29 protein-coding genes, 2 pseudogenes and 1 riboswitch are annotated in these 25929 nt (G+C 73.9%); of the genes and pseudogenes, 14 read left to right on the top strand and 17 right to left on the bottom strand.

Going from position 1 to position 25929, the window contains the following annotated elements:
• Positions 1–168: pseudogene (locus ACIQG9_RS26605) on the top strand (phytochelatin synthase); the annotation flags it as partial.
• A 72-nt stretch (positions 169–240) separates the two neighbouring features.
• Here ACIQG9_RS26605 and dusB read toward each other — a convergent pair.
• The 4 genes from dusB to ACIQG9_RS26625 all read right to left on the bottom strand — a co-directional run bounded on the left by dusB (position 241) and on the right by ACIQG9_RS26625 (position 3949).
• Complete coding sequence (gene dusB / locus ACIQG9_RS26610; RefSeq protein WP_400407552.1) at positions 241–1416, bottom strand: tRNA dihydrouridine synthase DusB; 1176 nt, start codon at positions 1414–1416, stop codon at positions 241–243.
• Positions 1417–1521: 105 nt separating this feature from the next.
• Positions 1522–2901 carry a glycine--tRNA ligase gene (locus ACIQG9_RS26615; protein WP_400407554.1) on the bottom strand — a complete coding sequence of 460 codons (1380 nt, stop codon included), beginning with the start codon at positions 2899–2901 and terminating at the stop codon, positions 1522–1524.
• A 115-nt stretch (positions 2902–3016) separates the two neighbouring features.
• Positions 3017–3490, bottom strand: coding sequence for a hypothetical protein (locus tag ACIQG9_RS26620; RefSeq protein WP_400407699.1), 474 nt, complete (start codon positions 3488–3490; stop codon positions 3017–3019).
• Positions 3491–3607: 117 nt separating this feature from the next.
• The gene (locus ACIQG9_RS26625) at positions 3608–3949 is read right to left on the bottom strand and encodes an antibiotic biosynthesis monooxygenase family protein (RefSeq protein ID WP_400407556.1); all 342 of its coding nucleotides are present in this window, start codon (positions 3947–3949) and stop codon (positions 3608–3610) included.
• Positions 3950–3976: 27 nt separating this feature from the next.
• Here ACIQG9_RS26625 and ACIQG9_RS26630 point away from each other — a divergent pair, with 27 nt between their 5' ends.
• From ACIQG9_RS26630 to ACIQG9_RS26665, 8 genes are all read left to right on the top strand, one after another.
• On the top strand, positions 3977–4234 hold the full coding sequence (locus ACIQG9_RS26630; RefSeq protein WP_400407558.1) for a hypothetical protein: 258 nt from the start codon (positions 3977–3979) through the stop codon (positions 4232–4234).
• A gap of 54 nt (positions 4235–4288) precedes the next feature.
• On the top strand, positions 4289–5227 hold the full coding sequence (locus ACIQG9_RS26635; RefSeq protein WP_400407560.1) for a metal ABC transporter substrate-binding protein: 939 nt from the start codon (positions 4289–4291) through the stop codon (positions 5225–5227).
• A complete protein-coding gene (locus ACIQG9_RS26640) occupies positions 5224–5985 on the top strand; it encodes a metal ABC transporter ATP-binding protein (RefSeq protein ID WP_400407562.1) in 762 nt (253 codons plus the stop codon). Before ACIQG9_RS26635 ends, ACIQG9_RS26640 begins: the two co-directional genes overlap by 4 nt.
• A gap of 2 nt (positions 5986–5987) precedes the next feature.
• On the top strand, positions 5988–6863 hold the full coding sequence (locus tag ACIQG9_RS26645; protein WP_400407701.1) for a metal ABC transporter permease: 876 nt from the start codon (positions 5988–5990) through the stop codon (positions 6861–6863).
• Positions 6864–6906: 43 nt separating this feature from the next.
• On the top strand, positions 6907–7209 hold the full coding sequence (locus ACIQG9_RS26650) for an ArsR/SmtB family transcription factor (protein WP_400407564.1): 303 nt from the start codon (positions 6907–6909) through the stop codon (positions 7207–7209).
• Positions 7206–7598, top strand: coding sequence for a Fur family transcriptional regulator (locus tag ACIQG9_RS26655; RefSeq protein WP_400407566.1), 393 nt, complete (start codon positions 7206–7208; stop codon positions 7596–7598). The genes ACIQG9_RS26650 and ACIQG9_RS26655 overlap by 4 nt, the downstream gene beginning before the upstream one ends.
• A gap of 85 nt (positions 7599–7683) precedes the next feature.
• Positions 7684–8289: a hypothetical protein gene (locus tag ACIQG9_RS26660; RefSeq protein ID WP_400407567.1), complete on the top strand. Its 606-nt coding sequence runs from the start codon at positions 7684–7686 to the stop codon at positions 8287–8289.
• 9 nt (positions 8290–8298) lie between these two features.
• Complete coding sequence (locus ACIQG9_RS26665; RefSeq protein WP_400407569.1) at positions 8299–8466, top strand: hypothetical protein; 168 nt, start codon at positions 8299–8301, stop codon at positions 8464–8466.
• A 25-nt stretch (positions 8467–8491) separates the two neighbouring features.
• Here the strand turns inward: ACIQG9_RS26665 and ACIQG9_RS26670 are convergent, their stop codons facing one another.
• The 4 genes from ACIQG9_RS26670 to ACIQG9_RS26685 all read right to left on the bottom strand — a co-directional run bounded on the left by ACIQG9_RS26670 (position 8492) and on the right by ACIQG9_RS26685 (position 12816).
• Positions 8492–10462, bottom strand: a complete 1971-nt coding sequence (locus tag ACIQG9_RS26670; protein ID WP_400407571.1) for an acyl-CoA dehydrogenase family protein — start codon at positions 10460–10462, stop codon at positions 8492–8494.
• 122 nt (positions 10463–10584) lie between these two features.
• The gene (locus ACIQG9_RS26675; protein ID WP_400407573.1) at positions 10585–11088 is read right to left on the bottom strand and encodes a DUF6328 family protein; all 504 of its coding nucleotides are present in this window, start codon (positions 11086–11088) and stop codon (positions 10585–10587) included.
• Between the two features lie 90 nt (positions 11089–11178).
• Positions 11179–11928: a sugar isomerase domain-containing protein gene (locus tag ACIQG9_RS26680; protein WP_400407575.1), complete on the bottom strand. Its 750-nt coding sequence runs from the start codon at positions 11926–11928 to the stop codon at positions 11179–11181.
• A gap of 57 nt (positions 11929–11985) precedes the next feature.
• Positions 11986–12816, bottom strand: a complete 831-nt coding sequence (locus ACIQG9_RS26685; RefSeq protein WP_400407577.1) for an alpha/beta fold hydrolase — start codon at positions 12814–12816, stop codon at positions 11986–11988.
• 111 nt (positions 12817–12927) lie between these two features.
• Positions 12928–13033: riboswitch (TPP riboswitch) on the top strand.
• A gap of 74 nt (positions 13034–13107) precedes the next feature.
• Between ACIQG9_RS26685 and ACIQG9_RS26690 the strand changes: the two genes are divergently transcribed.
• The 3 genes from ACIQG9_RS26690 (at position 13108) to ACIQG9_RS26700 (ending at position 16028) form a co-directional block, all read left to right on the top strand.
• Positions 13108–13698, top strand: coding sequence for an ECF transporter S component (locus tag ACIQG9_RS26690; protein WP_400407579.1), 591 nt, complete (start codon positions 13108–13110; stop codon positions 13696–13698).
• A gap of 105 nt (positions 13699–13803) precedes the next feature.
• A complete protein-coding gene (locus ACIQG9_RS26695; RefSeq protein WP_400407581.1) occupies positions 13804–15231 on the top strand; it encodes an ABC transporter ATP-binding protein in 1428 nt (475 codons plus the stop codon).
• Positions 15228–16028 carry an energy-coupling factor transporter transmembrane component T family protein gene (locus tag ACIQG9_RS26700; protein ID WP_400407583.1) on the top strand — a complete coding sequence of 267 codons (801 nt, stop codon included), beginning with the start codon at positions 15228–15230 and terminating at the stop codon, positions 16026–16028. Before ACIQG9_RS26695 ends, ACIQG9_RS26700 begins: the two co-directional genes overlap by 4 nt.
• A gap of 80 nt (positions 16029–16108) precedes the next feature.
• Here ACIQG9_RS26700 and ACIQG9_RS26705 read toward each other — a convergent pair whose 3' ends face one another.
• A complete protein-coding gene (locus ACIQG9_RS26705) occupies positions 16109–16360 on the bottom strand; it encodes a hypothetical protein (RefSeq protein ID WP_400407585.1) in 252 nt (83 codons plus the stop codon).
• A gap of 401 nt (positions 16361–16761) precedes the next feature.
• Between ACIQG9_RS26705 and gndA the strand changes: the two genes are divergently transcribed.
• Positions 16762–18204, top strand: coding sequence for an NADP-dependent phosphogluconate dehydrogenase (gene gndA / locus ACIQG9_RS26710; RefSeq protein ID WP_400407587.1), 1443 nt, complete (start codon positions 16762–16764; stop codon positions 18202–18204).
• Between the two features lie 39 nt (positions 18205–18243).
• On the opposite strand, the gene ACIQG9_RS26715 is transcribed toward gndA, so the two are convergent.
• Together ACIQG9_RS26715 and recO are read right to left on the bottom strand one after the other, a co-directional pair.
• Complete coding sequence (locus ACIQG9_RS26715) at positions 18244–19038, bottom strand: isoprenyl transferase (RefSeq protein ID WP_400407589.1); 795 nt, start codon at positions 19036–19038, stop codon at positions 18244–18246.
• A 32-nt stretch (positions 19039–19070) separates the two neighbouring features.
• Entirely contained in the window at positions 19071–19937 is an 867-nt protein-coding gene (gene recO, locus ACIQG9_RS26720; RefSeq protein WP_400407591.1) for a DNA repair protein RecO, read from the bottom strand.
• Between the two features lie 102 nt (positions 19938–20039).
• Here recO and ACIQG9_RS26725 point away from each other — a divergent pair, with 102 nt between their 5' ends.
• A complete protein-coding gene (locus ACIQG9_RS26725) occupies positions 20040–20816 on the top strand; it encodes a DUF4097 family beta strand repeat-containing protein (protein WP_400407593.1) in 777 nt (258 codons plus the stop codon).
• 17 nt (positions 20817–20833) lie between these two features.
• Here the strand turns inward: ACIQG9_RS26725 and ACIQG9_RS26730 are convergent, their stop codons facing one another.
• The 6 genes and pseudogenes from ACIQG9_RS26730 to ACIQG9_RS26755 form a co-directional block, all read right to left on the bottom strand.
• Positions 20834–22042 (bottom strand): acyltransferase family protein, encoded by a 1209-nt coding sequence (locus ACIQG9_RS26730; RefSeq protein ID WP_400407595.1) that lies wholly within the window; start codon positions 22040–22042, stop codon positions 20834–20836.
• Positions 22043–22212: 170 nt separating this feature from the next.
• Positions 22213–23109, bottom strand: a complete 897-nt coding sequence (gene era, locus ACIQG9_RS26735; RefSeq protein ID WP_400407597.1) for a GTPase Era — start codon at positions 23107–23109, stop codon at positions 22213–22215.
• On the bottom strand, positions 23106–23492 hold the full coding sequence (locus ACIQG9_RS26740) for a cytidine deaminase (RefSeq protein ID WP_400407599.1): 387 nt from the start codon (positions 23490–23492) through the stop codon (positions 23106–23108). The genes era and ACIQG9_RS26740 overlap by 4 nt, the downstream gene beginning before the upstream one ends.
• The gene (locus ACIQG9_RS26745; RefSeq protein ID WP_400407703.1) at positions 23485–24867 is read right to left on the bottom strand and encodes a hemolysin family protein; all 1383 of its coding nucleotides are present in this window, start codon (positions 24865–24867) and stop codon (positions 23485–23487) included. The genes ACIQG9_RS26740 and ACIQG9_RS26745 overlap by 8 nt, the downstream gene beginning before the upstream one ends.
• Positions 24843–25316, bottom strand: a complete 474-nt coding sequence (gene ybeY / locus ACIQG9_RS26750; protein WP_400407601.1) for an rRNA maturation RNase YbeY — start codon at positions 25314–25316, stop codon at positions 24843–24845. The genes ACIQG9_RS26745 and ybeY overlap by 25 nt, the downstream gene beginning before the upstream one ends.
• A gap of 18 nt (positions 25317–25334) precedes the next feature.
• Positions 25335–25694 (bottom strand): annotated as a pseudogene (locus ACIQG9_RS26755) (PhoH family protein); the annotation flags it as partial.
• Positions 25695–25929 lie beyond the last annotated feature (235 nt).

Genomic DNA, 25929 nt, shown 5'->3' on the forward strand with positions numbered 1-25929 from the left:
GGCACCACCCACTCCTTCGAAGGCGGCCACTACATCAGCGTCGTCGGCTACCACAACGACGGAAAGATCGTCACCATCGCCGACTCCGCCAACCCGGACCAGGCCTCCTACCGCATCAGCGTGGACAACCTCGCCGACTGGATCGCCACCCGCGGCTACACCTCCTGACCACCACACCACGACAGGGCCGACCCCCACCGGGGCCGGCCCTGTCGACGTACACCGGGACTGGGGACGACCTCACCCGCCGGAGTCGTCGAGTTCGGCGCCCTCGGGGACGGTGTCGTCGTCCCGGCTGGCCAGCCAGCCCTCGGGCAGGAAGACCTTGCCCGGGGAGTTCGTCCGGCCGCGCGGCTGGCCGAGGGTGGCCACCGGGAACGGTTCGGTCGGGTCGAGCTTGCCGAGCAGGTCGTCCAACTGGGCCAGGCTCTCGATCATGGCTAGTTCGCGACGCAGCTCGCTGCCGACCGGGAAGCCCTTCAGGTACCAGGCGACGTGCTTGCGGAAGTCGGTGCAGCCGTCCCGCTCGCCCCGGGACGGGGTGCGCGAGCCGGCGGTGAACTGGTCGACCAGCAGTTCGGCGTGCCGCCGCATGGTCGCGGCGACCTCACCGAGGGTGGGCAGCCGGCGCTCCGGGCGGCCGTTGAACGCGGCCTCCAGGTCGGCGAAGAGCCACGGCCGGCCCAGGCAGCCGCGCCCGATCACCACCCCGTCCACCCCGGTGTGGGCCACCATCCGCAGCGCGTCGGCGGCCTCCCAGATGTCGCCGTTGCCGAGCACCGGCACGTCCAGGTTCTGCTTGAGGGTGGCGATGGCGTCCCAGTCGGCCGTGCCCGAGTAGCGCTGTGCGGCCGTCCGCCCGTGCAGGGCGACCGCCGCGACGCCGGCGTCCTGGGCGGCGAGCCCCGCCTCGACGTACGTCAGGTGGTCGTCGTCGATGCCCTTGCGCATCTTCACGGTGACCGGCACCCCGGCGGGTGACGCGGCGGCCACCGCGGCCCGCACCAGCCGGGCGAAGAGCCGACGCCGCCAGGGCAGGGCCGAGCCGCCACCCCGGCGGGTCACCTTCGGCACCGGGCAGCCGAAGTTGAGGTCGATGTGGTCGGCCAGGTTCCGCTCCACCACGATCCGCACCGCCGCGGCCGTCACCTCCGGGTCGGTGCCGTAGAGCTGGAGGCTGCGCGGCTGCTCCTCGGCGCCGAACGCGATCATGCGGAGGGTCTTCGGGTTCCGCTCGACCAGCGCGACCGTGGTGATCATCTCGCAGACGTAGATGCCGCCACCCTGCTCCCGGCAGAGCTGCCGGAAGCCGACGTTGGTGATGCCGGCCATCGGGGCGAGCACCACCGGCGGCCACACCTGGTGCCGCCCGAGGGTGAGCGGGCCGGGCACGACGGAGGGAACGGGACTGGTCACGTACCCAAGAATCCCACGCCGGCCCCGACCCGCCGTCCGCCGGTGCCGGGACGCGCGACGGCCCCGCCCCCGGACAGCGGGGCGGGGCCGTCGGACGGCGGTCGGTCAGCAGCCGGGCAGCCGCTCGATCAGGTAGCGCTCGACCTGGTCCAGGGCGACCCGCTCCTGGGCCATGGTGTCCCGGTTCCGGACGGTCACCGCGTCGTCGTCGAGGGTGTCGAAGTCGACGGTGACGCAGAACGGGGTGCCGATCTCGTCCTGCCGGCGGTAGCGGCGGCCGATCGCCTGCGAGTCGTCGAACTCCACCACCCAGCGCTTGCGGAGCTGGGCGGCGAGCCCCTTGGCCTTCGGCGAGAGCGCCTCGTTGCGGGACAGCGGCAGCACCGCCACCTTGACCGGGGCCAGCCGGGGGTCGAAGCGCATCACGGTGCGCTTGTCGACGCCGCCCTTGGTGTTCGGGGCCTCGTCCTCGTCGTACGCCTCCAGCAGGAACGCCAGCACCGCGCGGGTGAGGCCGGCGGCCGGCTCGATGACGTACGGGATCCAGCGCTCGTTCTTCGTCTGGTCGAAGTACGACAGGTCGACGCCGGAGTGCTTGCCGTGCGTGGCGAGGTCGAAGTCGGTGCGGTTGGCGATGCCCTCCAACTCGGCGAACTCGCTGCCGCCGAACTGGAACCGGTACTCGATGTCGACGGTGCGCTTCGAGTAGTGGGAGAGCTTCTCCTTGGGGTGCTCGTAGAAGCGCAGGTTCTCCTCGGAGAGCCCCAGGTCGAGGTACCAGTTCCAGCGCTCCTGCAACCAGTACTCGTGCCACTGCTCGTCGGAGCCGGGCTCGACGAAGAACTCCATCTCCATCTGCTCGAACTCGCGGGTACGGAAGATGAAGTTGCCCGGGGTGATCTCGTTGCGGAACGACTTGCCGGTCTGCGCGATGCCGAACGGCGGCTTCTTGCGCGCGGCGGTCGCCACGTTGTTGTAGTTGACGAAGATGCCCTGGGCGGTCTCCGGACGCAGGTAGTGCAGGCCCTCGTCGCTCTCCACCGGGCCGAGGTAGGTCTTCATCAGGCCGTTGAACATCTTCGGCTCGGTGAAGGTGCCCTTGTTGCCGCAGTTCGGGCAGTTCAGCTCCGACAGCGAGGTCAGCGGCTTGCCGTGCTTCTCGGCGTACGCCTCCTCCAGGTGGTCGGCGCGGAACCGCTTGTGGCAGGACTGGCACTCGGTCAGCGGGTCGACGAACTCGGCGATGTGGCCGCTGGCCTCCCAGACCTTGCGGGCCAGGATGACCGCGGAGTCCAGGCCGACGACGTCGTCGCGCTGCTGGACCATGGTCTTCCACCACTGCCGGCGGACGTTCTCCTTGAGCTCCACGCCGAGCGGGCCGTAGTCCCACGCCGACCGGGTGCCTCCGTAGATCTCGCTGGAGGGGAAGACGAAGCCTCGGCGCTTGGCGAGGCTGACGACGGCGTCGATACGGTCGGCTGGCATGTTTCCTCCTACGCCGGCTGGCGGTCGGCGGGGACGTGATGTGGATGGGACGGAACAGTTCGGGACAACGGTACGACCAGCGGGGTCCCGGGCCCATCAGATTACCGGGGACGCCTCAGCCGACCCCGCAGACCTCCATGCCGCCGGTCTGCTGGTCGGCGGCGAGGGTGACCTGCTGGGTGCCCCGGGAGCCGCCGCTGAAGGTCACGTCGACCGGCACGGTCAGCGTCTGCGGGTCGACCGCGCCCACCCGGTAGGCGGCGACGGCGGGCTCCTCGGCGACCCGGCGGGCGAACTCCCCCCGCGACTCGCGCCGCCGCGCGTCGTCGCACAGGGTGTCGTACGCCTTGCCGTAGTCCTTCTCCACCAGCGCGCGGTAGTAGTCGTCGGTGACCGCGTGCCCCTGCTCCTCGATCGCCTGGACGTTGCTGACGACCAGGCCGACCGCCGCCGCGCCGCCACCCCCGCAGCAGATCAGCAGGGCGAGCGCGCCGACACCGAGCCCCAGCCAGAGCCGCTTCCGGCCGCCCTCGGTGGGCGGCGCGGCGAAGGGCGGGGCCACCCCGGGCCCCGGCGGCGGGGCGGGCACGCCCGGCTCACCCGGCGCGGCCGGCGGTGGGCTGCCGTCCGGGCCGGGTGTCGCGGGGTACGGCGGTGGGGCTGCCGGGCCGGGAGCGGTCATAGGAGCAGGGTAGTGCCCGCCGGCTCAACGGTGCGGTCGCGCGGCCCGATCACTGTCGGCCGGCACCACTTCGCCGTCCGGCGCGGCGCTGGCCAGCGCCTCGTACGCGGAGGGCTCGTCGAGCGACTCGGCGAGCAGCGGCACGGCGGTGATCTTGACGTCGAACCCGCCCAGCGCCCGCCGGTAGGTGCCGACCGACTCCCACTCGGTGAGCAGGCACCAGTGCCGGGGGTCGTCGAGCGCGCGGAGGAGTTCGCCGCGCAGGTAGCCGGGGCGGGCGGCGAGCGCGGCCAGCGCGGCGTGCGCCCGCGCGGTGAAGTCGTCGGCGACCTCGACGTCGACCACGAACCGGTTGGTGACCAGCACCGGGTTCCTCCTCGTAGAGTCTGTGGGATGCAGCCTACGCAGCGCCCCCTGCTGGCCCGGTTGGCCCGGGCGAACCCCACGTCGGTGTTCCTCGCCACGCTGGTCCTGGTGCTGGTGGCGTTCTTCGCGCCCGCGCCGGTCGGCGGGGTGCTGCTGCTGGCGCTGGCCGCCGGGCTGGTCTTCCTGCTGGCCACGACCTGGTCGGTGCAGGCCCCGCAGACCCGGCTGATCCGGCTGGTGATGCTGACGCTGCTGGTCACGGTGGCCCTGGTCAAGCTGCTCTGACATGCAATCATGCGTTTTTGACAATCATTGTCGTTGCCACGGACAGTTGGGGGCATGACCGCCCGCGCCCTGCCCCGCGTACTGACCGCCGCCCTGCTCACCCTGGCCGCCGCCACCGCCTGCTCGTCGGCCGGCGCCGGCGCCGACCCGGACCGGGTGGACGTGGTCGCCGCCTTCTACCCGCTCCAGTTCGTCGCCGAGCGGGTCGGCGGGGACGCGGTCACGGTCACCAACCTCGCCAAGCCGGGCGCCGAGCCGCACGACCTGGAACTCAACCCCCGCCAGGTCGGCCAGCTCAGCGACGCCGAACTGGTCTTCTACCTCAAGGGCTTCCAGCCGGCGGTGGACGAGGCCGTCGACCAGAACGCCGCGCCCCGGGCCTTCGACGTGACCACCGTCGCGCCGCTGCTCGACGCGGCGGCCGGCGGGCACCAGCACCAGGGTGCGGCCGGTCACGCCGAGGAGGGGAACGGCGGCCGGGACCCGCACCTCTGGCTCGACCCGACCCGGCTGGCCACCGTCGCCGACCGGCTCGCCGACCGGCTCGGCACGGTCGACCCGGACCGGGCCGCCGACTACGCCGCCCGGGCCAGGACGCTCCGCGCCGACCTGGAGAAGCTGGACGCCGAGTACACCACCGGGCTGACCACCTGCCAGCGCCGGGAGATCGTGGTCAGCCACACCGCCTTCGGCTACCTCGCCGCGCGCTACCGGCTGGAGCAGGTCGGCATCACCGGCCTCACCCCGGACACCGAGCCCTCCCCGAAGCGGCTGGCCGAGGTGGCCCGGGAGGCCCGCGAGCACGGCGCCACCACGATCTTCTTCGAGACGCTGGTCAGCCCGAAGGTCGCCGAGACCATCGCCGCCGAGGTCGGTGCGAAGACCGCCGTGCTCGACCCGATCGAAGGGCTCTCGGCCGACGGGGGCGGCGACTACCTTTCGGTGATGCGCGCCAACCTGACCACCCTGCGTACCGCCCTGGGCTGCTCGTGACCACCCCCGTGATCCAGGTCACGCACGCCGCCGCCGGCTACGACGGCCGGCCGGTGCTGCGGGACGTCTCACTGACCGTGACCGCCGGCGAGGTGGTGGCCGTCCTCGGGGCCAACGGCTCCGGCAAGTCCACCCTGATCCGGGCGGTGCTCGGGCTGGTCCCGCTCGGCGCCGGGTCGGTCGAGCTGTTCGGCGTCCCGCAGCGCCGCTTCCGGCAGTGGCACCGCGTCGGGTACGTCCCGCAGCGGCTGGGCGCGGGCAGCGGCGTGCCGGCCACCGTACGCGAGGTGGTGGCCTCCGGCCGGCTGGCCCGCCGGGGCGTGCTGCGCCCGCCGGGCCGCGCCGACCGGGTGGCGGTCGACGCGGCGCTGCGTGCGGTCGGGCTCGCCGACCGGGCCGGTGACCCGGTGGCCACCCTCTCCGGCGGCCAGCAGCAACGCACCCTGATCGCCCGGGCCCTGGCCGGCCAGCCTGAGCTGCTGGTGCTCGACGAGCCGACCGCCGGGGTCGACGCGGCCAGCCAGGAGGCGTTCGCCGGGGCGCTGGGCGAGTTCGTCGGCACCGGCGGCACCGTGCTGCTGGTCGCCCACGAACTGGGGCCGCTGCGCCCGCTGATCAGCCGGGCCGTCGTCGTGCACCAGGGCGGCGTCTGCCACGACGGCGCGGTGCCGGAACCGGCCGGCCACCACGCCGAGCCCGACCACGACCACGTGCACCCGCACGGTCCCGAGGAGCCCGCCGGGCTGTGGAGCAGCTAGCAATGGACCTCTTCCAGTACGACTTCATGCAGCGGGCGCTGGTCGGCGCCCTGGTGATCGGGCTGGCCGCCCCGGCGCTCGGCATCTACCTGGTACAGCGGCGGCTGGCCCTGATCGGCGACGGGATCGGCCACGTGGCGCTCACCGGCGTCGGCGCCGGCCTGCTGCTCAACCGTTCCCCGGTGCTGGTGGCGGTGATCGCGGCCACCCTCGGCGCGATCACCATCGAGCTGGTCCGGGCCCGGGGCCGCACCTCCGGCGACCTGGCGCTGGCGCTGCTCTTCTACGGCGGCATCGCCGGGGGCGTGATGCTGGTCGGCCTCTCCGACGCCAGCAGCGCCAACCTCAACGCGTACCTCTTCGGATCGCTCACCACCACCTCCCCGGCCGACCTGACCACCATCGCGGTGCTCGGCGCGGCGATCGGGGTGCTCATGCTGGCGCTGCGCCCGGCGCTCTTCGCGGTCTGCCACGACGAGGAGTACGCCCGGGTCGCCGGGCTGCCCGTCCGGGCGCTGAACATGCTGCTGGCCGTCGCCACCGCGGTCACCGTCACCATCGCCATGCGGGCCGTCGGCGTGCTGCTGATCAGCGCCCTGATGGTGGTGCCGGTGGCCACCGCGCAGCAGGTCACCCGGGGGTTCCGCAGCACGATGACGGCGGCCATGGCGCTCGGCCTGTTCGCCGCCGGGGCCGGGGTCTGGGTGGCCGCCACCGCCGACACCGCCCCGGGTGCCTCGGTGGTGCTGCTGGCCATCGCCTCCTTCCTGGTGGTGTCGCTCGCCGCCGCCGGCTGGCGGCTGCTGCGGCGCCGGGCCACCCCGGTCGCCACGGCCGCCGCGACCGCCCAGGAGCCGCACGAGGTGGTGCTCCGGTGACGCCGATCGGTGGGCGGTCACCGGTATTGGTTACCGTTACGGGGTGACCGGCACCCACGGCTACGACGCCTTCGAGGGCGCGGGCGACCTGCTCCGCGCCCTCTCCGCGCCGATCCGGCTGGCGATCGTGAGCGAGCTGGCGCAGGGTGAGCGGTGCGTGCACGAGTTGGTGGAGCAGCTCGGCGCCCCGCAGCCGCTGGTCTCCCAGCACCTGCGGGTGCTGCGCGGCGCCGGGGTGGTGCGGGGTTCCCGGCGGGGCCGCGAGATCGCGTACGCGCTGGTCGACGAGCACGTCGCACACATCGTGGCGGACGCGGTCAGCCACGCCGGGGAGGGGCCGTCATGACCGACGGAACGGTGCGGAACACCCGCCAGCGCTCCGCCGTGAGCGCCCTGCTCGCCGAGCTGGAGGGCTTCCACAGCGCGCAGGACCTGCACGCCATGCTGCGCGCCCGGGGCGAACGGGTCGGCCTGACCACCGTCTACCGCACCCTGCAGGGCCTGGCCGACGCCGGTGACATCGACGTGATGCGCCCGCCCGGCGGGGAACACCTCTACCGCCGGTGCAGCGAGGGGCACCACCATCACCTGGTCTGCCGGGCCTGCGGGCGCACCGTCGAGGTGGCCGGGCCGGCGGTGGAGACCTGGGCCGAACGGGTGGCCGCCCAGCACGGCTACGCCGACGTCAGCCACACCCTGGAGATCTTCGGCACCTGCCCGGAGTGCGCCCGCTGACGATCGCCCGGCAGCGGGCAGGCCGAGTCGATGGCAGCTCGCGCGGGGGTGCCCGGACGGCCGCCGCCGTGGCACGCTGTCCGGCGTGAAGATCTACGCTGACCGTTTTCCGGTCGCCCTCCGGCAGCTCCTCACCGACCTGTTCGTCGTCGCCTGGGTCTACGCGGCGGTCCGCTTCGCCCGATGGCTGTACGACCTGGTGCAGAAGCTCGCCGTACCCGGGCAGAAGCTGGAGGGGGCCGGCGGTGGCCTCGCCGACAACCTGGCCGAGGCCGGCGGCAAGGTCGGCCGGGTGCCGCTGGTCGGCGACGAGCTGACCGGCCCGTTCACCAAGGCCGCCGACGCCGCCCGGGCGCTGGCCGAAGCCGGCCGCGACCAGCAGGAGCTGGTCGGCCAGCTCGCCCTGGCGCTGAGCATCGCCGTGCTGGTCTTCCCGCTCGGCCTGGTGCTCCTCGGCTGGCTGCCGCTGCGGCTGCGCTGGATGCGCCGGGCCGCCTCGGCCAAGGCCCTCGCCGCCGGGCCGGCCGGTCGGGACCTGCTGGCCCTGCGCGCGCTGACCGGCCAGCCACTGCGCAAGCTGACGAAGATCGATCCGGACGTGGCCGAGGCGTGGCGACGGGGCGACGACGCCACCGTCGACGCGCTCGCCGCGCTGGAGCTGCGCCGGCTCGGCCTGCGGGGCGGCCGTTAGGCTGTACCGGTGCTCTGGTTCCTGATCGTCATCGCGGTGCTGCTGCTCGGGTACGCCGCCGTCCTGGTGAGCTTCGTCCGCAAGGGGCGCAAGATCCCACCGGCCGCGTACCTGGTGCTCGCGGCCCTCAACGGGCTGATCCTGGCCGGGGTGCTGGCCTGGGCGGTCGCCCGCTGACCCGCCCGCCGCACCCCGGCCGGCATCACTCGACGGGCGGGATACGGCGACGGACGTCCTCGGCGGTCGACGGGCCGGGCGACCAGTGCGCCACCCAGGGGACGTCGGCCGGCGGGGTGACCACGCCCTCCTCCAGCCCGGCGTACCGGCCGGCGAGGATCCGCTTCGCGGCGGCCACGTCGACCGAGTCGGTGTTCTCCCAGAGCGCGGTGAAGAGCTGCTCGACCCGGATCCGCGCCTGCCGGCAGAACAGGTCGGCCAGCTCGACGTTCTCCGGGCGGGTGTCCTTCTCCGCGTACGCCCGGACGCAGACCGCCGCCATCGCGAACAGCTCCGCGCCGATGTCCACCACCCGACCGAGGAACGCCTGCCGGCGTTCCAGCTTGCCCTGCCAGCGGGACATCGCGTAGAAGGTGGACCGGGCCAGCTTGCGGCTGTACCGCTCGACCTGACGCAGGTGGCCGGCGAGCGGGCCGTACTCCCCGTACCCGTTGGGCTGCTGGCCCCGACCGACGGCGAGGGTGGGCAGCCACTTCGCGTAGAACGCGCCGGCCCGCGCCCCGGCCTTCGCCTTGCGGCCGAGCCCGGCGTCCGGGTCGATGATGTCGCCGGCCACCGAGAGGTGGGCGTCGACCGCCTCCCGGGCGATCAGCAGGTGCATGATCTCGGTGGACCCCTCGAAGATCCGGTTGATCCGCAGGTCCCGCAGCAACTGCTCGACCGCGGCCGGACGTTCGCCCCGGGCCGCGAGGGAGTCGGCCGTCTCGTAGCCGCGTCCGCCCCGGATCTGGACCAGCTCGTCGCCGATCTTCCAGGCCATCTCGCTGGCGTAGAGCTTGACCAGCGCCGCCTCGATCCGGATGTCGTTGCGGTCGTCGTCGGCGAGCAGGCAGCACAGGTCGAGCATGGTCTCCATGCCGTAGGTGGTGGCGGCGACGAAGGCCAGCTTTTGCGCGACCGCCTCGTGCCCGCCGACCGGCCGACCCCACTGGACCCGGTCGGCGGCCCACTCCCGGGCCACGTTCAGCGCCCACTTGCCCGCGCCGACGCACATCGCGGGCAGCGAGAGCCGGCCGGTGTTCAGGGTGCTCAGCGCGATCTTGAGGCCCTTGCCCTCGCCGCCGACGACGTTCTCGTTCGGCACGAAGACGTCGTGGAAGCGGGTGACGCTGTTCTCCAGGCCGCGCAGCCCGATGAACGAGTTGCGTCGCTCGACGGTGAGGCCCGCGCTGTCGCCGTCCACCACGAACGCGGTGATCCCGCCGCGCCGGCCCTCGGCGGCCGGCACCCGCGCCATCACCACCAGCAGGGTGGCGACCGTGCCGTTGGTGGCCCAGAGCTTGACCCCGTTGAGCCGGTAGCCGGTGCCGTCGGCGGTGGGCTCGGCGGTGGTGGCCAGCCGGGCCGGGTCGGAGCCGACGTCCGGCTCGGTGAGCAGGAACGCGGAGACCTCACCGGCGGCCAGCCGGGGCAGGAAGCGCTCCTTCTGCGCGTCGGTGCCGAACATCTTCAGCGGCTGCGGCACCCCGATCGACTGGTGGGCGGAGAGCAACGCGCCGATCGCCGGGCTGACCGAGCCGACCAGCATCAGGGCCCGGCAGTAGTGCAGGTTGCTCAGGCCCAGCCCGCCGTACCTCCGGTCGATCTTCATGCCGAACGCGCCGAGCCGGGCCAGGCCGTGGAAGACCTCGTCGGGGATCCGGGCGTCCCGCTCGATGGCGGCGCCGTCCACCTCGGCGCGCAGGTAGGCGTCGAGGTCGGCGAGGAACGCCTCGGCCCGCTCGGCGTCGTCCGGGTCGGTACGGGGCCACGGGTCGATCAGGTCCAGCCGGAACCGGCCGAGGAAGAGTTCCCTGCCGAAGCTGGGCCGGTCCCAGGCGGCCTCCCGGGCCGCCTCGGCGACCTGCCGGGCCTCCTTCTCGGACACCTGACCGGCCTCGGCGGGCAGCGGCCCGACGGCGTCCTGGTCTCCTGGGTGGTGGTGCGTCGCGGTCACGGCTGCCCCCTCGAACCTCGGTCCGGCTGCGTCCACGTGCTCGACAGGAAGCACGCTACCCCCGGTTGTTACCCAGGGGTAGCGTCGGCGCAACGTCCGATTTTCCGGCCGGTGGACGAGGGTCAGTCGGCGGCCAGCGTCACCGGCTCGTCATCGTCGTCGTCGATGTCGTCGTCACCCCAGTTGCGCCGGGCGAACGGCAGGGCCACCCAGAAGGTCAGGAACCACAGGCCGGTGATCACGCTGAGCACGACGGCGATGCCGGTGTCGAGCACGAAGTCGGTGATCAGCAGGACCGCGCTCACCATCGCGATCAGCATGAAGGCCAGGCCGCCGGTGGCCATCCGGTGCGCGAAGCGGACCAGCTCCGGCTTGCGGCCCTGGCGGAACAGCGCCCGGTGGAAGGCGACCGGCGAAATGATCATCGCGGTGGCGGCGGCGGCGGACAGCAGCGCGAGGATGTAGATGTCCTTCTGGAAGTCGCTGGTCCGGGTGAAGCCGTTGCTGAACGGCAGGGTCAGCAGGAAGGCGAAGAGGATCTGCACGCCCGTCTGGGCGACCCGCAGCTCCTGGAGCAGATCGGCGAAGTTGCGCTGCCAGCGCTGCTTCTCGGATTCCTTCGACACGCGCTACCTCCGGCTCAGACGGTACTGCCGGCGGGGTCCACCCCACCGGCAGCGACGACTGTGCCCACCCCGGGGCCGCGTGAAACCGTCTCACGAACCCCGGCGGATCCGGCCGGCGTACCGGGCCTCCAGGGCGGCGTTGTGCGCGTCCCCGCCGGGGATGTTCGCCGACAGGTAGACCGGCGGACGCTCCCCCGCCGCCACCAGCCGGGCCACCGTCTCGGCCACGATCTGCTGGGCCAGCAGCGCCGCCGTGATCGAGGAGACCGCGCCGACCGCGCCGCCGTCGGGCAGCGGCAGCGTGGCGTCGCCGTACGGGGCGCCGTTGTCGAGCACCACGTCGGCGAAGTCGGCGAGCTTGCGCCCGGACGGGTGCCGCGAGGTCATCCGGCCGGAGTGCGCGATCGAGGTGATCACGACCAGCCGGTGCCCCCGCTGCCGTACCACCGAGGCGAACTCCACCATCGCGCCGTTGACCCCGGAGTTGGAGGCGAGCACGAAGACGTCCGGCGGGCGGACCGGGGCCAGCTCGTAGAGCCGGTGCGCCACCGCCGGGTCGCGCTCCAGGTGCGGCCCGAGGATGCTCGCCGGCTCACCGCCGAGCAGCACCAGGTCGCGCAGCGCGATCCGGTTGGTCGGCACCAGCCCACCGGCCCGACCGGCGATCTCCATGGCGAGCGCCTCGGAGTGGCCGGTGCCGAAGGCGTGCACCACCCCGTCGGCGCGCAGCGCCCCGGCGATCAGGTCGGCCGCCCGACCCACCGCCTCCCGCTGGCTCGCGGCCACCCGGCCGATCGTCTCGGTCACCACCGCCAGGTAGCCCTCGGCGCTCACCGTCATGCTTACTCCGTCCGCTCGTCGGTCCCGCTGGTCGGCTGGTACGGCCCCGGACGACGGTCAGGCCACGCCGCGCACCCGGGCCAGGATCGCCTCGGCCAGCGGCGCCGGCGCCTCGTCGGGGATCCAGTGGGTGACGCCGGGCAGCGCCACGAAGCGGTAGTCGCCGTCGACATGGCCGGCGCACGCCTCGGCGGCGGTCCGGCCGATGGCGACGTCGTTCTCGCTCCACACGTAGGTGGTCGGCACCCGTACCGGGCCGACCGCCTTCAGGTCGCGGCCCGACATCGCCCGGTACCAGTTGAGCGCGCCGGTCAACGCGCCCGGCTGCCGCATCGGCTCGGCGTACCGGGCCACCCGGCCGGCGTCGCCGACGCCGGAGAGCAGCCGGCGCAGGGCCGCCGCCCGCCAGGCCAGCAGTACCTTCTCCGCCTTGCCCGGCTTGCGGAACAGCATCATGTACGACGAGCGCGCTTGCTGCCGCCGGTCGTTGGCCAGCGCGTACCCGAAGGCGGCCGGGTGCGGCACGGAGACCGCGGTCAGGGTGCGGACCCGCTCGGGGTGCCGGGCGGCCAACGCCCAGCCGACCACCGCACCCCAGTCGTGCCCCACCACGTGCCCGGCGTCGACACCCAGCGCGTCCAGCACCCCCACCGCGTCGGCGACCAGCTCCGGCAGCCGGTACGCCACCGGCTCGGCGGGCCGGGCACCGGGCGAGTAGCCCCGCTGGTCCGGGGCGTACGTGCGCAGCCCGGCGGCGTGCAGGGCGGGCACCACGTCGTCCCACTCCCCGCCGTGCTGGGGGAAGCCGTGCAGGAGCAGGACGGCGTCGCCGCCCTCCGGGCCGCCGGCCCGTACGTCGAACGTCAACCCTCGCGCCTCGACCCGCATGAGCGGCAGCCTACCCAGCCCGGGGCGGCGCACCGGGCCCCCGGACGGTCGCCGACCGTGGCCCGCTGGGTCCTTCGCGCAGGTCGGTGCTAGCGTCTGCCGAGACAACTTCACATCCGACAGGGGAGCGCACAGCGCTGAGAGTGCGGGCACCGCCCGCAGACCCTCGAACCTGATCTGGGTAATGCCAGCGCAGGGAGTTCGGTCGACCTTCAGCCGCGCCGCCGTCCGGCAGCAACCGGGCGCGGCGTGCGTCTTCTCCTGGTTCGATCGCTGGACTGGGAGCATCGCATGAACCGCATCGACAACAACCGGTGGCGCACGATCGACATCGTGGTCGCCGCCGTGATCGCCGTGGCCTTCGGCGTCATCTTCTGGGCCTGGGGCCTGGTCTGGAAGGCCGCCGACCCGGCGTTCGCCGCCGCCCCGGCCGCCCAGGCGGTGATGTACGGCGTCTGGCTGGTCCCGGCGGTGCTCGGCGGCCTGGTGATCCGCAAGCCCGGCGCGGCCCTGTTCTGCGAGGCCGTCGCCGCGACCGTCTCCGCGCTGCTGGGTTCCGAGTGGGGCGGGATCACCATCGTCCAGGGGCTGATCCAGGGGCTCGGCGCGGAGCTGGCCTTCGCGGCGTTCCGCTACCGCTCGTTCCGGCTGCCGGTGGCGGTGCTCGCCGGCGCGCTCACCGGGCTGAGCGCCGCCCTGTTCGACTTCTTCGTCTGGAACGTCGACTACGCGCTGACCAGCTACCGGCTCCCGTACGCCGCGCTGACCGTGCTCAGCGCGGCCGTCATCGCCGGCCTCGGCGCGTGGTACCTGACCCGCGCCCTGGCCGGCACCGGCGTGCTGGACCGCTTCCCCGCCGGCCGCGACCGCGCCGCCGTCTGACCACCCCACCCTCGTGCCGATGATGGCGTTGCCGGCGATCCGGATCTCGGACACCGCCGCCGACCCCGTCGTCACCGGGGCGGGGCGGCGGCCGAGGAGGTGCGCGTGGGGGGTGTGACCCTGCGGGGGTTCGGGTGGCGGCACGCCGGCCGGAAAGCCTGGGCGGTACGCGGGGTGGACCTGCGGATCGGCGCCGGGGAGCGGGTGCTGCTGCTGGGTGCCTCGGGCGCCGGCAAGAGCACGCTGCTGGCGGCGCTGGCCGGGCTGCTGCCGGACGACTCCGGCGAGCAGGAGGGCACCGTCGAGGTCGACGGGCTGGACCCGCGCGAGGGACGCGAGCGGGTCGGCGTGGTCTTCCAGGACCCGCAGTCGCAGCTCGTGATGGCCCGCAGCGGCGACGACGTCGCGTTCGGGCTGGAGAACCGGGGGGTGCCCACCGAGGAGATCTGGCCCCGGGTCGACGAGGCGCTGCGGCGGGTCGGTTTCCCGTACCACCGGGACCGGCCCACCGCGGCGCTGTCCGGCGGCGAACAGCAACGGCTCGCCCTGGCCGGCGCCCTGGCGCTGCGACCCGGGCTGCTCCTGCTCGACGAGCCCACCGCCAACCTCGACCCGGCCGGTGCCGAACTGGTCCGCCGGGCGGTGGCCGGCGCGCTGGCCGACGACACCACCCTGGTCCTGGTCGAACACCGGGTCGCCGAGGCGCTGCCGCTGGTCGACCGGGTGGTGGTGCTGGAGCCCGGCGGCGGCGTCCGCGCCGACGGCCCGCCGGCGGCGGTCTTCGCCGCACACGGCGACGCCCTCGCCACCGAGGGTGTCTGGGTGCCCGGCCACCGCACGCCGGCCCGGCCCGCCGCCGCCCCGGCCGGCGTGCCGCTGCTCGCCGCCGACCGGCTCGGCCTGCCACCCCGGCTGGCCCCCACCGACCTGGCGGTACGCGCCGGCGAGGCGCTCGCCGTACTCGGCCCCAACGGCACCGGCAAGTCGACCCTCGCCCTGCTGCTCGGCGGGCTGCTGCGCCCCGGCGCCGGCCGGGTGGCGGCCACCGCCGCGCTGGCCGGCCGGGACGCCCGCACTCCCCCGCACCGCTGGCGGGCCCCGGCGCTGGCCCGCCGGATCGGCTCGGTCTTCCAGCACCCGGAGCACCAGTTCGTCACCGGCACCGTCTTCGACGAGCTGGCCCTCGGGCCGCGCCGCACCGGCCAGCCCGAGCCGGCCGTCCGGGCCACCGTGGACACGCTGCTGGACCGGCTGCGGCTGGCCACGCTGGCCAGGGCCAACCCGTACACCCTCTCCGGTGGGGAGGCCCGGCGGCTCAGCGTGGCGACCGCCCTGGCCACCGCGCCCCGCCTGCTGATCTGCGACGAGCCCACCTTCGGCCAGGACCGGCGGACCTGGCGGGAACTGGTCGACCTCCTCGCCGACCTCCGCGACGACGGGCACGGCATCGTCACCGTCACCCACGACGCGGACTTCGTCACCGCGCTGGCCGACCGGACGGTCACCCTGCACCGGGCCGAGGCGCGGCCGTGATCGACCTGGAACCCGTCGCCGTGCCGGGCGCGCCGCTGGCCCGGCGCAACCCGGTGGCGAAGCTGGCGGCGGCGCTGGTCTTCTCGTTCGTCCTGGTGGCCACCCTGGACCCGGTCGCTCCGGCGGTCGCGATCGCCACCGAGCTGGCGCTGCTGCCGCTGTTCGGCGTCCGCTACCGGGTGCTCGCCCGGCGGGCCCTGCCGCTGCTGGCCGGTGCCGCCGGCATCGTGGTCACGCTGGTGTTCTTCGCCGCCGACCGGACCGGCGAGGTGCTGCTGGACGCCGGGCCGCTGCTGGTCACCCCGGGGGTGCTGGTCACCGCGCTCGGGCTGGTGCTGCGGATGTTCGCGGTCGCCCTGCCCGGGGTGATCGTCTTCGCCACCACCGACCCGACCGACCTGGCCGACGCGCTGATCCAGAACGCGAAGGCACCGGCCCGGTTCGCCGTCGGCGCGCTGGCCGCGTTCCGGCTGGTGCCGCTGCTCGGGCAGGAGTGGCAGCTACTCACCATGGCCCGCCGGGCCCGGGGCGTGGACGCCGGCCGCGACCCGCTGGCGAAACTGCGACTCTTCGCCTCGACGGCGTTCGCGCTGCTGGTGGGGGCGATCCGGCACGGCACCCGGCTCGCGGTGGCGATGGACGCCCGGGGCTTCGACGCCGGCACCCCGCGTACGGTGGCCCGGCGGCAGGTGTTCCGACCGGCGGACTGGCTGCTCGTCGGCGGTGCGGCGGTGCTCGCCGCCGGGGCGCTGGCGGTCAGCGTCGCGCTGGGCACCTTCCGCCCGCTGATCGGCTGACCGGCCCGGCCCCCGGCGGGATCACCACCGGGAGCCGGGCCGCCGGCCCGACCCGCCACCCGGGCGGGCCGCCGGGCCGGTCAGCTACGCCGGAAGGCGTACCGGCGGCTCTGCCCCCGGGCGGCGGTGGAGCCGCCGCGCACCGACCCGCCCGACCGCGACGACGGCGGGGTCGGGGTCGACCGGGCGGCGACGTCCGGTTGCGCCGTGTCGGCGGCGAGGGTGACCGGGTGCGCGGGCGTCACGGTGAGCGCCGCGAGCGCCGTGGGGTCCACCTCCACCGGGGACGGTTCCGGACGGCGGGACTTCTTCGGACTGCGCTTGGCGGGCATACGCTGCCTCCTTCGGTGGAACGGAAGGACCGCGCGCCAGACGGGGCGGGCGGCCGGTCGGACAGGGCACGACCCGGGCGACCGGCCACGCGGAGACACCTCGAAGGAGGATGGGAACGCGGGACGCCCGAGCACGCGGACCCGCGGCGACGGCGGCGGGTCGGCTCTCGATGAAGGGCGTCAGATGCGCATGCCAACAGGCTAACCGACCGCCGGGGCCGGCGCATCCGATTTCCAGCCACCACCGAGGACACACCCGAGCCCCCGCCGGCACCCGTTCCGACCAGCGGCGCGGGGCGGACGCGACCACCCTGTGACACGGCGTCGACGTCGACTCCCGGCCGCCCGTCACGCGCGATACCGTCGCAGCACACAGGCGACGCGAAAGGTGGCGGGTACGAATGACGCAACAGGCGACGGCGCAGATCGGGGTGACGGGGCTGGCGGTGATGGGCCGGAACCTGGCCCGGAACCTGGCCCGGAACGGGTTCACCGTGGCGGTGCACAACCGTTCCCCGGAACGCACCCGCAGCCTGGTCGCCGAGCACGGCGACGAGGGCACCTTCGTGCCGTCGGAGTCCCTGGCGGACTTCGTCGGCTCGCTGGAGCGGCCCCGCGCGGTGATCGTGATGGTCAAGGCCGGCGGCCCCACCGACGCGGTGATCGACGAGCTGGTGCCGCTGCTGGAGGAGGGCGACATCGTCGTCGACGCCGGCAACGCGCACTTCGCCGACACCCGCCGTCGGGAGGAGACGCTGCGCGGGCACGGGCTGCACTTCGTCGGCACCGGTGTCTCCGGCGGCGAGGAGGGCGCGCTGCGCGGCCCGAGCATCATGCCGGGCGGCTCGGCGGAGTCCTACCAGAAGCTCGGGCCGATGTTCGAGAAGATCGCCGCGCAGGTGGACGGCGTGCCGTGCTGCCGGCACATCGGCCCCGACGGCGCCGGGCACTTCGTCAAGATGGTGCACAACGGCATCGAGTACGCCGACATGCAGCTCATCGCCGAGGCGTACGACCTGCTGCGGGCCGGGCTGGGGGCGAGCCCGGCGGAGATCGCGGAGATCTTCCGGGAGTGGAACAGCGGCGAGCTGGAGTCGTTCCTCATCGAGATCACCGCCGACGTGCTGGCCCACGCCGACGCGGCGACCGGCAAGCCCTTCGTCGACGTGGTGCTCGACCAGGCCGAGCAGAAGGGCACCGGCCGCTGGACCGTGCAGATCGCGCTCGACCTGGGCATCCCGATCACCGGCATCGCCGAGGCGACCTTCGCCCGGTCGCTGTCCGGCCACGCCGGCCAGCGGGAGGCCGCCCGTCGGGCCTTCCCCGACGCGGGCGGGAAGTGGCAGGTCGACGACCGGGACACCTTCGTCGAGGACGTCCGGCGCGCGCTGCTGGCCAGCAAGATCGTCGCGTACGCGCAGGGCTTCGACCAGATCCGGGCCGGCAGCGGCGAGTACGACTGGAACATCGACCTCGGCGGCACCGCCACCATCTGGCGGGGCGGCTGCATCATCCGGGCCCGCTTCCTGGACCGCATCCGCGAGGCGTACGACGCCCAGCCGGAGCTGCCGACGCTGCTGGTGGCGCCCTGGTTCGCCGACACGGTCGGGGACGGGGTGCCGAGCTGGCGGCGGGTGGTGGCCGACGCGGCCCGGGCCGGCGTGCCCACCCCGGCGTTCTCCTCGTCGCTGGCGTACTTCGACGCGCTGCGGGCCGAGCGGCTGCCGGCGGCGCTGATCCAGGGTCTACGGGACAACTTCGGTGCGCACACCTACCACCGGGTCGACCGGGAGGGCGCGTTCCACACCCGCTGGGCGGGCGACCGCGCCGAAGTGGAGGCGTGACGGCCGGACCGCGCTGACGGCCCCACCGGGTCGGCCGGGTCAGTTCCCCGGCCGGCCCGGTGCCGGCGGGGCGACCGGGTTGGGCAGCGCCCCGCCGAACCGGCGGTCGCGCTGCGCGTACAGCTCGCAGGCGTACCAGAGGTGCCGGCGGTCGAAGTCCGGCCAGAGGGTGTCCAGGAACACCAACTCCGCGTACGCCGTCTGCCAGAGCAGGAAGTTGGAGATCCGCTCCTCGCCGGACGGGCGGAGGAAGAGGTCCACCTCGGGGATCTCCGGGTGGTAGAGGTACTTCGCCACGGTCTTCTCGGTGACCTTGGCCGGGTCGAGCCGGCCGGCCGCCACGTCCCGGGCGATCGCGGCGGCGGCGTCGGCGATCTCCGCCTGGCCGCCGTAGTTGACGCAGAACTGGAGGGTCAGCGTCGAGTTGCCCCGGGACATCTCCTCGGCGGTCTGCAACTCGGCGATGACGCTCTTCCACAGCCGCCCGGCCCGCCCCGACCAGACCACCCGGACGCCCAGGTCGACGAGCTGGTCACGGCGACGGCGGATGACGTCCCGGTTGAACCCCATCAGGAACCGGACCTCGTCCGGCGAGCGCCGCCAGTTCTCGGTGGAGAAGGCGTACGCCGACAGGTAGGGCACGCCCAGCTCGATCGCGCCCTCGATGGTGTCGAAGAGGCTGAACTCGCCCTGCTCGTGGCCCTTGGTGCGGGGCAGGCCGCGCTCCTTGGCCCAGCGGCCGTTGCCGTCCATCACCACGGCGACGTGTTTCGGCAGCGCCTCGGTGGGCAACGCCGGCGGCCGGGCGCCCGACGGGTGCGGTGTCGGCGGCATCGGCTCACGTCGGCCGGCCCTCATCGATCGGATCACTCGGTCATCTCCCTGTCCACACCCTGCCCGCCGGCCCGTGGTGGCGGCACCGGACCGGGCCCGCCGCCCCCCGGCGGCCCGGCCGCACCGGCCCCCGGGGTCCCCCGGTCGACCAACGGCAGCGAGCGTAGCGCGCGCTCCAGGTGCCACTGCAGGTGCGCCGCGACCAGGCCGCTGCACTCCCGGCGTACCCCGGTCTCGGTGGCGTCGGCGACCACCCAGTCGCCGCTGGTCAGCGCGGACATCAGGTCGATGGTCGCCGGGGCGGGGTGGGCCGCGCCGGGCGGCCGGCAGTCCGGGCAGACCGCGCCGCCGGCCGGTACGGAGAACGCCCGGTGCCGCCCCGGGGTGCCGCACACCGCGCAGGCGGTCAGCGCCGGGGCCCAGCCCGCCAGGGCCATCCCCCGCAGCAGGTACGCGTCGAGCACCAGCGTGGTGGCGTGCTCGCCCCGGGACAGCGCCTTCAGCGCGCCGAGGGTGAGCTGGAACAGCCGCAGCGACGGCTCCCGCTCGACCGGGGTGAGCCGTTCGGCGGTCTCCGCGATCGCGCTGGCCGCCGTGTAGCGGGGGTAGTCGCCGAGGAAGCGCTTGCCGTACAGGTCGATCCCCTCGACCTGGCTGACGGTGTGCAGCGAGCTGCCCTGGTTGCCCTTGGGGTCGCCGGCGAGCTGGACGTCGACGTGCCCGAACGGCTCCAGCCGGGCGCCGAACTTGCTGGTGGTGCGGCGCACCCCCCGGGCCACCGCGCGCAGCCGGCCGTGCCGGCGGGTCAGCAGTGTGATGATCCGGTCGGACTCGCCCAGCTTCTGCACGCGCAGCACCACCGCGTCGTCGCGGTAGAGCTGTCGGCGGTACCCGGCCATCGGGCCATTCTCCCTCGGGGTGGGAAATCAGGGTCGGCTCGGGGTGGACCGGCGGGCCGACCCCGATGTGCCGGGCCCGGCACCGGCCGTAGGTTGCTGGGCATGGCTCTCCCCCGTACCGCGGTCGTCCTGGCCGCGACCACCGCCCTCATCCTCACCGCCGGGTGCGACACCCTGTCGTTCCGGCGGCTGGACTTCGACACCACCGAGGCGGCGAGGATCGCCCGGATCACGGTACGGCCCGGCGCGGGAGACATCGTGATCCGGGCCACCGGTCCGGCCACCGGGGTGCAGATCAGGCGGGTGGTCCGCTACCAGGGCGGCCAGCCCGACATCACCTACCGGATCACCGGTGACGAGCTGGTGCTGGACGCCGACTGCGGCCCCCGCTGCTCGGTGTCGTACGACGTGACCGCCCCGGCCGGCGTCCGGGTGCAGGGCGAGACCGGGTCCGGCGACGTGGAGCTGACCAAGGTCGGTCCGGTCGACTTCACGCTCGGCTCGGGCAACATCCGGGTCGCCGACGCCAGCGGCCCGGTACGGGCGGAGACCGGCTCGGGCAACATCGAGGTGCTGGGCGTCACCGGCCCGGTCGACCTGCGCGCGTCCTCGGGCGACGTCACCGGGACCAGGCTCGGCGACCAGGTCTCGGCCGAGACCAGCTCCGGCAACGTCACGCTCGCCCTGGACACGGCGGTCTCGGTCCGGGCGCACGCCGCCAGCGGCGACGTCGAGCTGGTAGTGCCCGCCGGCCGGTACCGGGTGAAGTCGAACACCGGCTCGGGGGACGCGCGGATCGGCGTCACCGACGACCCGGCCGCGCCGCTGCTGCTCGACCTGAGCACCGGCAGCGGGAACGTGACCGTCGCCCAGCGGTGACCGCCGCCCGGCGTACCTCAGCGGGCCTTGACCTCGGCGGTGCCGGCTTCCGGCGTGCGCGGTGCCGGGGCGCGCGCCCGGCCGGTGGCCCCGACCGGCAGGGCGGCTCCCGGCCGGTCCTCCGCCGGGCCGGCGCCCGGCCAGGGCGCGGTACCCGCCGGTGCCGGGCTGGTCGGCACGCCGGCCGGTGCCGGGCTGGTCGGCACGCCGGTGGGCCGGGGCGCGGCCGGGCGACGGCCGGGGACCAGCTCGGGGCGGCGCCGGGCCGCCACGTCCTCCACCCAGCCGACCAGCAGGGTGACCACGCCGACCAGGACGAAGACCAGCACCACCCGGATCGCCAGCCCCCACGGGTCCCGGGGGGACCAGCCGACCAGACCGACCAGCGGGGTGAGCGCCACCACGAAGGACATGTGCCAGAGGTAGACGGTCAGGGCCCGCCGGTTCACCATCGTCACCAGCCGGCCGAAGGTCCGGTTGCGGTCCACCCAGGCGGCGGTCGGGGCACGGCCGATGACCACCAGGATGAACGCCGCGGACCACAGGGCGTTGCCCAGCGGGATGTCGTTCAGGTCGTACCCGCGCGGGCCGGGGTGGCTGAGGATCCACGCCGCGCCGGCCCCGGCGAGCAGCAGCGCCACCGGCACCAGCACCCGGTTGGCGAGGCGGCGCAGCAGGCCGTCGTGGTGGGCGAAGCCGAGCAGCCAGGCGCCGAAGTAGAGACCGAAGTCGCGCAGCACCGGCGAGGTCGTCGGCAGGATGCCCACCTCGATCGCCGCCAGCAGGGCGTACGGCGCGGCCAGGGTGGGCAGCGGGGCCCGCCGGAACAGCCAGAGCGCCACCGGCGAGGCGAGGACGAACCAGAGATAGTCCCGCAGGTACCAGATCGGGCTCAGCGCGAGCGCGCCCCAGTAGTTGGCCGGTGGGTCGGCGATCGGGAAGAGCCAGAGCACCACCCTCGGGGTGAACGCCAGCCCGGTCAGCAGCATGGCCGGTACGAAGACCGCCGCCACCACCCAGAGCGAGGGCAGCAGGCGGCGCAGCCGGCGCCCCACGGCGGGCACGCCGGACCGGTCCAGCGACGCCGCCATCAACGACCCGGCGAGCGCGAACATGATCGACATTGCCGGGAAGATCAGGGTCAGCGTGGCCAACCCGGTGACGTGGTAGACCACGACCCGGACGATGGCCAGGAAGCGGAGCAGGTCAAGGTATCGGTTACGCATGAGGCTGCATCTATGTCGGGGGCGGGGGGACAAACGCCCCCTACCCTCCGACCCCAGCCTGTGAAACCGCTGGCAAACCGGGCAGAATGTGAAACTTCCCACGAGCTCGACCGGATTCGGCGGCCGGACCGGCCGAATCAGTGGGTTGATCGCCGGCCGGCCAGCCGGATTCAGAACCCCAGCTTGCGCAACTGCTTCGGGTCGCGCTGCCAGTCCTTCGCCACCCGGACGTGCAGGTCCAGGTAGACCCGGGTGCCGAGCAGCTCCTCGATCTGCCGCCGGGCGGTGGTGCCGACCTCCTTGAGCCGGCTGGCCCGGTGGCCGATCACGATCGCCTTCTGGCTGGACCGCTCGACGTAGAGGTCGGCGTAGATCTTCATGAGCTTGCCCTCGGGGATCATCTCCTCCACCACCACGGCGATGGAGTGCGGCAGCTCGTCGCGGACGCCCTCCAGGGCCGCCTCCCGGATCAGCTCGGCGACCAGCACCTGCTCCGGGTCGTCGGTGAGCATGTCGTCCGGGTAGAGCTGCGGCGACGGCGGCAGGTAGCCGGTCATCACGTCGACCAGGGTGTCCACCTGGTGCCCGGAGACCGCGCTGACCGGCACCACGGCGGCGAACTCACCCAGCTCACTGACCGCCAGCAACTGCTCGGCCAGCCGCTTCTTGGCGACCAGGTCGGTCTTGGTGACCACGGCGAGCACGGTGGCCTTCAGCTCGGCCAGCTCGCCGCTGATGAACCGGTCGCCCCGGCCGACCGGCTCGTCCGCCGGGATGCAGAGGCCGATCACGTCGACCTCGCTCCAGGTGGTGCGGACCAGGTCGTTGAGGCGCTCGCCGAGCAGCGTCCGGGGCCGGTGCAGGCCGGGGGTGTCGACCAGGACGAGCTGCGAGTCCGGCCGGTGCAGCACGGCCCGGATGATGTGCCGGGTGGTCTGCGGCTTGTTCGAGGTGATCGCGATCTTGGTGCCGACGATCGCGTTGGTCAACGTCGACTTGCCGGCGTTCGGCCGTCCGACGAAACAGGCGAAACCCGCCCGGTACGGCCGCTGCTCGACGCCGGTCACTCGACCACCGTGCCGAGGACGGTCCCGTCCGGCGCGGCGACGTGGATCGGCGCGTCGACGGCCAGGTCACGCACCGCGGCGTGCCCGGCGCCGTCCAGCGTCGACGCCTCGGTCACCACCACGGCCGCCTCCAGCCGGCTCGCCCCGGCCGCCACCGCGGAGGCGACGGCCAACTGGAGCGCGGTGAGGGTCAGCGACGGCAGCACCACACTCGCCGCCGCGTACGTCCGGCCGTCCTGGTCACGGACGGCCGCGCCCTCGACCGCACCCACCCGACCCCGGGCTCCCCGGGCCAGCACGACCAGCTTGCCGTCCTCGGCGCTCAACTCGGCCGGGTCGGACGGGGTGGGCCGGGCGGCCGGCACGGCGGGTGTCTCAGGCATCGGCGGGTTGCCTCTCCTCGGATTTGTTCTGGTTGTCGCGGGACTCCGGCTCGCCGTTCGACGGCACCCGGCTGACCAGCACGGTGTCTATCCGGTTGCGCCGGCCCGTGGTGCCCTCGGCGAGCAGCTTCAGCCCGGCCACCTCGGCGTGGGCACCGGGGATCGGCACCCGGCCCAGGGCCTGGGCCAGCAGCCCACCGACCGTCTCCACCTCGTCGGTGGGCAGGTCGGTGTCGAACAGCTCGCCCAGGTTCTCCACCGGGAGCCGGGCGGTGACCCGCACCGCGCCGTCCTCCAGGTGCTCGACCGGCGGGCGTTCGACATCGTACTCGTCGGTGATCTCGCCGACGATCTCCTCCAGGATGTCCTCGATGGTGACCAGGCCGCCGGTGCCGCCGTACTCGTCGACGACGATGACCAGGTGGTTGCGGGCGGCCTGCATCTCCGACAGCAGGTCGTCGACCGGCTTGGACTCCGGCACGAAGGTGGCCGGACGCATCAGCTCGGCGACCGGGGTCTGGTGCGAGCGCGGGTCGCCGCCCCGGGTACGCCGGATGAGGTCCTTGAGGTAGAGCACGCCGAGCACGTCGTCGACGCTCTCCCCGATCACCGGGATCCGGGAGAATCCGGAGCGCAGGAAGAGCGTCAGCGCCTGGCCGAGGAACTTGCCCTCCTCGATCCACACCATCTCGGTACGCGGCACCATCACCTCGCGGGCGATGGTGTCGCCGAGGGCGAAGACCGAGTGGATCATCTGGCGTTCGCCGTGCTCCACCACGCCACGCTGCTCGGCCAGGTCGACCAGCTCACGCAGCTCCACCTGGGTGGCGAACGGCCCCTCCCGGAAGCCGCGCCCCGGGGTGACCGCGTTGCCGATCAGGATCAGCAGCGAGGCGAGCGGGTTGAGCGCCCGGCCCAGCCAGCGGACCAACGGCGCCACCGCCCGACCCACCGCGTACGCGTGCTGCCGGCCCAGGGTGCGCGGGGCCACGCCGACCACCACGAAGCTGACCACGGTCATCGCCCCGGCGGTGATCAGCGCCGCCCGCCAGCCGGCCCCGAAGCTGTCCACCGCGACCAGGGCCACCAGGGTGGTGGCGGTCAGCTCGGCGAGCAGCCGGAGCAGGAGCAGCAGGTTGAGGTGGCGTACCACGTCACCGGCGACGGCCTGGAGGGTACGCGCGCCGCGCGCCCCGTCCCGGGCCAGCTCGGCGGCCCGGGCCGGGGAGACCGCGGCCAGCGCGGCCTCGGTCATCGCGATCAGGCCGGCGAGCACCACCAGCCCGGCCGCGAAGAAGATCAGCTCAAGGTCGGGAAGGCCGGCTGTCGGACCGGCCGCGAGGGTGTCCATCACCGGGACCGGGTCGACCGCCAGCTAGCCAGCAGCCGAGCCTGGAGCGCGAACATCTCCCGCTCCTCCTCCGGCTCGGCGTGGTCGTAGCCGAGCAGGTGCAGCACGCCGTGCACGGTGAGCAGGTGCAGCTCGTCGGCGGCGGAGTGCCCGGCGGTGGCCGCCTGCTTGGCCGCCACCTCCGGGCAGAGCACGATGTCGCCGAGCAGGGCCGGCTCACCGCCGGCCGGCGCGCTCTCCCCCGGGCCGTGGTCGACGCTGCCCTCGTCCATGGGGAAGGCGAGCACGTCGGTCGGGCCGTCGCCGCCCATCCAGCGGTGGTTCAGCTCGGTCATGTAGCCGATGTCGACCAGCAGCACGGAGAGCTCGGCGAGGGGGTTGACCCCCATCTCGTCGAGGGCGTGCCGGGCCACGGCGAGCACTGCGTCGGTGTCGACCTCGACACCGGACTCGTTGGCGATCTCGATGGACAAGTTGTCTTCCTCTGGGTGTTAGCGGCGCCGGCCGGCCCGGCCGCCCTGGGCGGGCCGCCCCGGGACAGCGTGCACGCCCTGCGCCTGCTGGTTCTCCCGCTCGTCCCAGCGGGCGTACGCGTCGACGATCTCCCCGACCAGCTTGTGCCGGACCACGTCCGAGCTGGAGAGCTGGGCGAAGTGCACGTCCTCGACGTTCTCCAGGATCTCCCGGACGACCCGCAGGCCGCTGGTCGTCCCGCCGGGGAGGTCCACCTGGGTGACGTCACCGGTCACCACGATCTTGGAACCGAAGCCGAGCCGGGTGAGGAACATCTTCATCTGCTCGGGCGTGGTGTTCTGCGCCTCGTCCAGGATGATGAACGCGTCGTTGAGGGTGTTGTGGGTGACCAGGAAGTCGTCGGTCACGTACAACGAGTCCTGGGCCGCGACCTGGATGCACATCGTCTCCTGCACCCCGGCCGGGATGATCGAGTCGATGAACCGCATCGGCCGTCCGCCGCCGTGCTCGTCGTACCGCTGGCGCTTGCGGGCCAGTCGGAACGGCGGGACACCGGCCGGTAGCCGGATCTCCACGACGTAGGCGTCGGCGCGATCCGGGACCGGATGCCCG

Source organism: Micromonospora sp. NPDC092111 (assembly GCF_044755745.1).
Taxonomy (GTDB): Bacteria; Actinomycetota; Actinomycetes; order Mycobacteriales; family Micromonosporaceae; genus Micromonospora.

Bases quoted from the DNA above. Each gene is read 5' to 3' on its own strand.
- ACIQG9_RS26615 (WP_400407554.1), bottom strand. From the start codon at position 2,901: ATGCCAGCCGACCGTATCGACGCCGTCGTCAGCCTCGCCAAGCGCCGA.
- ACIQG9_RS26630 (WP_400407558.1), top strand. From the start codon at position 3,977: ATGCAGCCTACGCAGCGCCCCCTGCTGGCCCGGTTGGCCCGGGCGAAC.
- ACIQG9_RS26635 (WP_400407560.1), top strand. From the start codon at position 4,289: ATGACCGCCCGCGCCCTGCCCCGCGTACTGACCGCCGCCCTGCTCACC.
- ACIQG9_RS26645 (WP_400407701.1), top strand. From the start codon at position 5,988: ATGGACCTCTTCCAGTACGACTTCATGCAGCGGGCGCTGGTCGGCGCC.
- ACIQG9_RS26655 (WP_400407566.1), top strand. From the start codon at position 7,206: ATGACCGACGGAACGGTGCGGAACACCCGCCAGCGCTCCGCCGTGAGC.
- ACIQG9_RS26680 (WP_400407575.1), bottom strand. From the start codon at position 11,928: ATGACGGTGAGCGCCGAGGGCTACCTGGCGGTGGTGACCGAGACGATC.
- ACIQG9_RS26685 (WP_400407577.1), bottom strand. From the start codon at position 12,816: ATGCGGGTCGAGGCGCGAGGGTTGACGTTCGACGTACGGGCCGGCGGC.
- ACIQG9_RS26690 (WP_400407579.1), top strand. From the start codon at position 13,108: ATGAACCGCATCGACAACAACCGGTGGCGCACGATCGACATCGTGGTC.
- ACIQG9_RS26705 (WP_400407585.1), bottom strand. From the start codon at position 16,360: ATGCCCGCCAAGCGCAGTCCGAAGAAGTCCCGCCGTCCGGAACCGTCC.
- gndA (WP_400407587.1), top strand. From the start codon at position 16,762: ATGACGCAACAGGCGACGGCGCAGATCGGGGTGACGGGGCTGGCGGTG.
- ACIQG9_RS26715 (WP_400407589.1), bottom strand. From the start codon at position 19,038: ATGCCGCCGACACCGCACCCGTCGGGCGCCCGGCCGCCGGCGTTGCCC.
- recO (WP_400407591.1), bottom strand. From the start codon at position 19,937: ATGGCCGGGTACCGCCGACAGCTCTACCGCGACGACGCGGTGGTGCTG.
- ACIQG9_RS26725 (WP_400407593.1), top strand. From the start codon at position 20,040: ATGGCTCTCCCCCGTACCGCGGTCGTCCTGGCCGCGACCACCGCCCTC.
- ACIQG9_RS26730 (WP_400407595.1), bottom strand. From the start codon at position 22,042: ATGCGTAACCGATACCTTGACCTGCTCCGCTTCCTGGCCATCGTCCGG.
- ACIQG9_RS26740 (WP_400407599.1), bottom strand. From the start codon at position 23,492: ATGCCTGAGACACCCGCCGTGCCGGCCGCCCGGCCCACCCCGTCCGAC.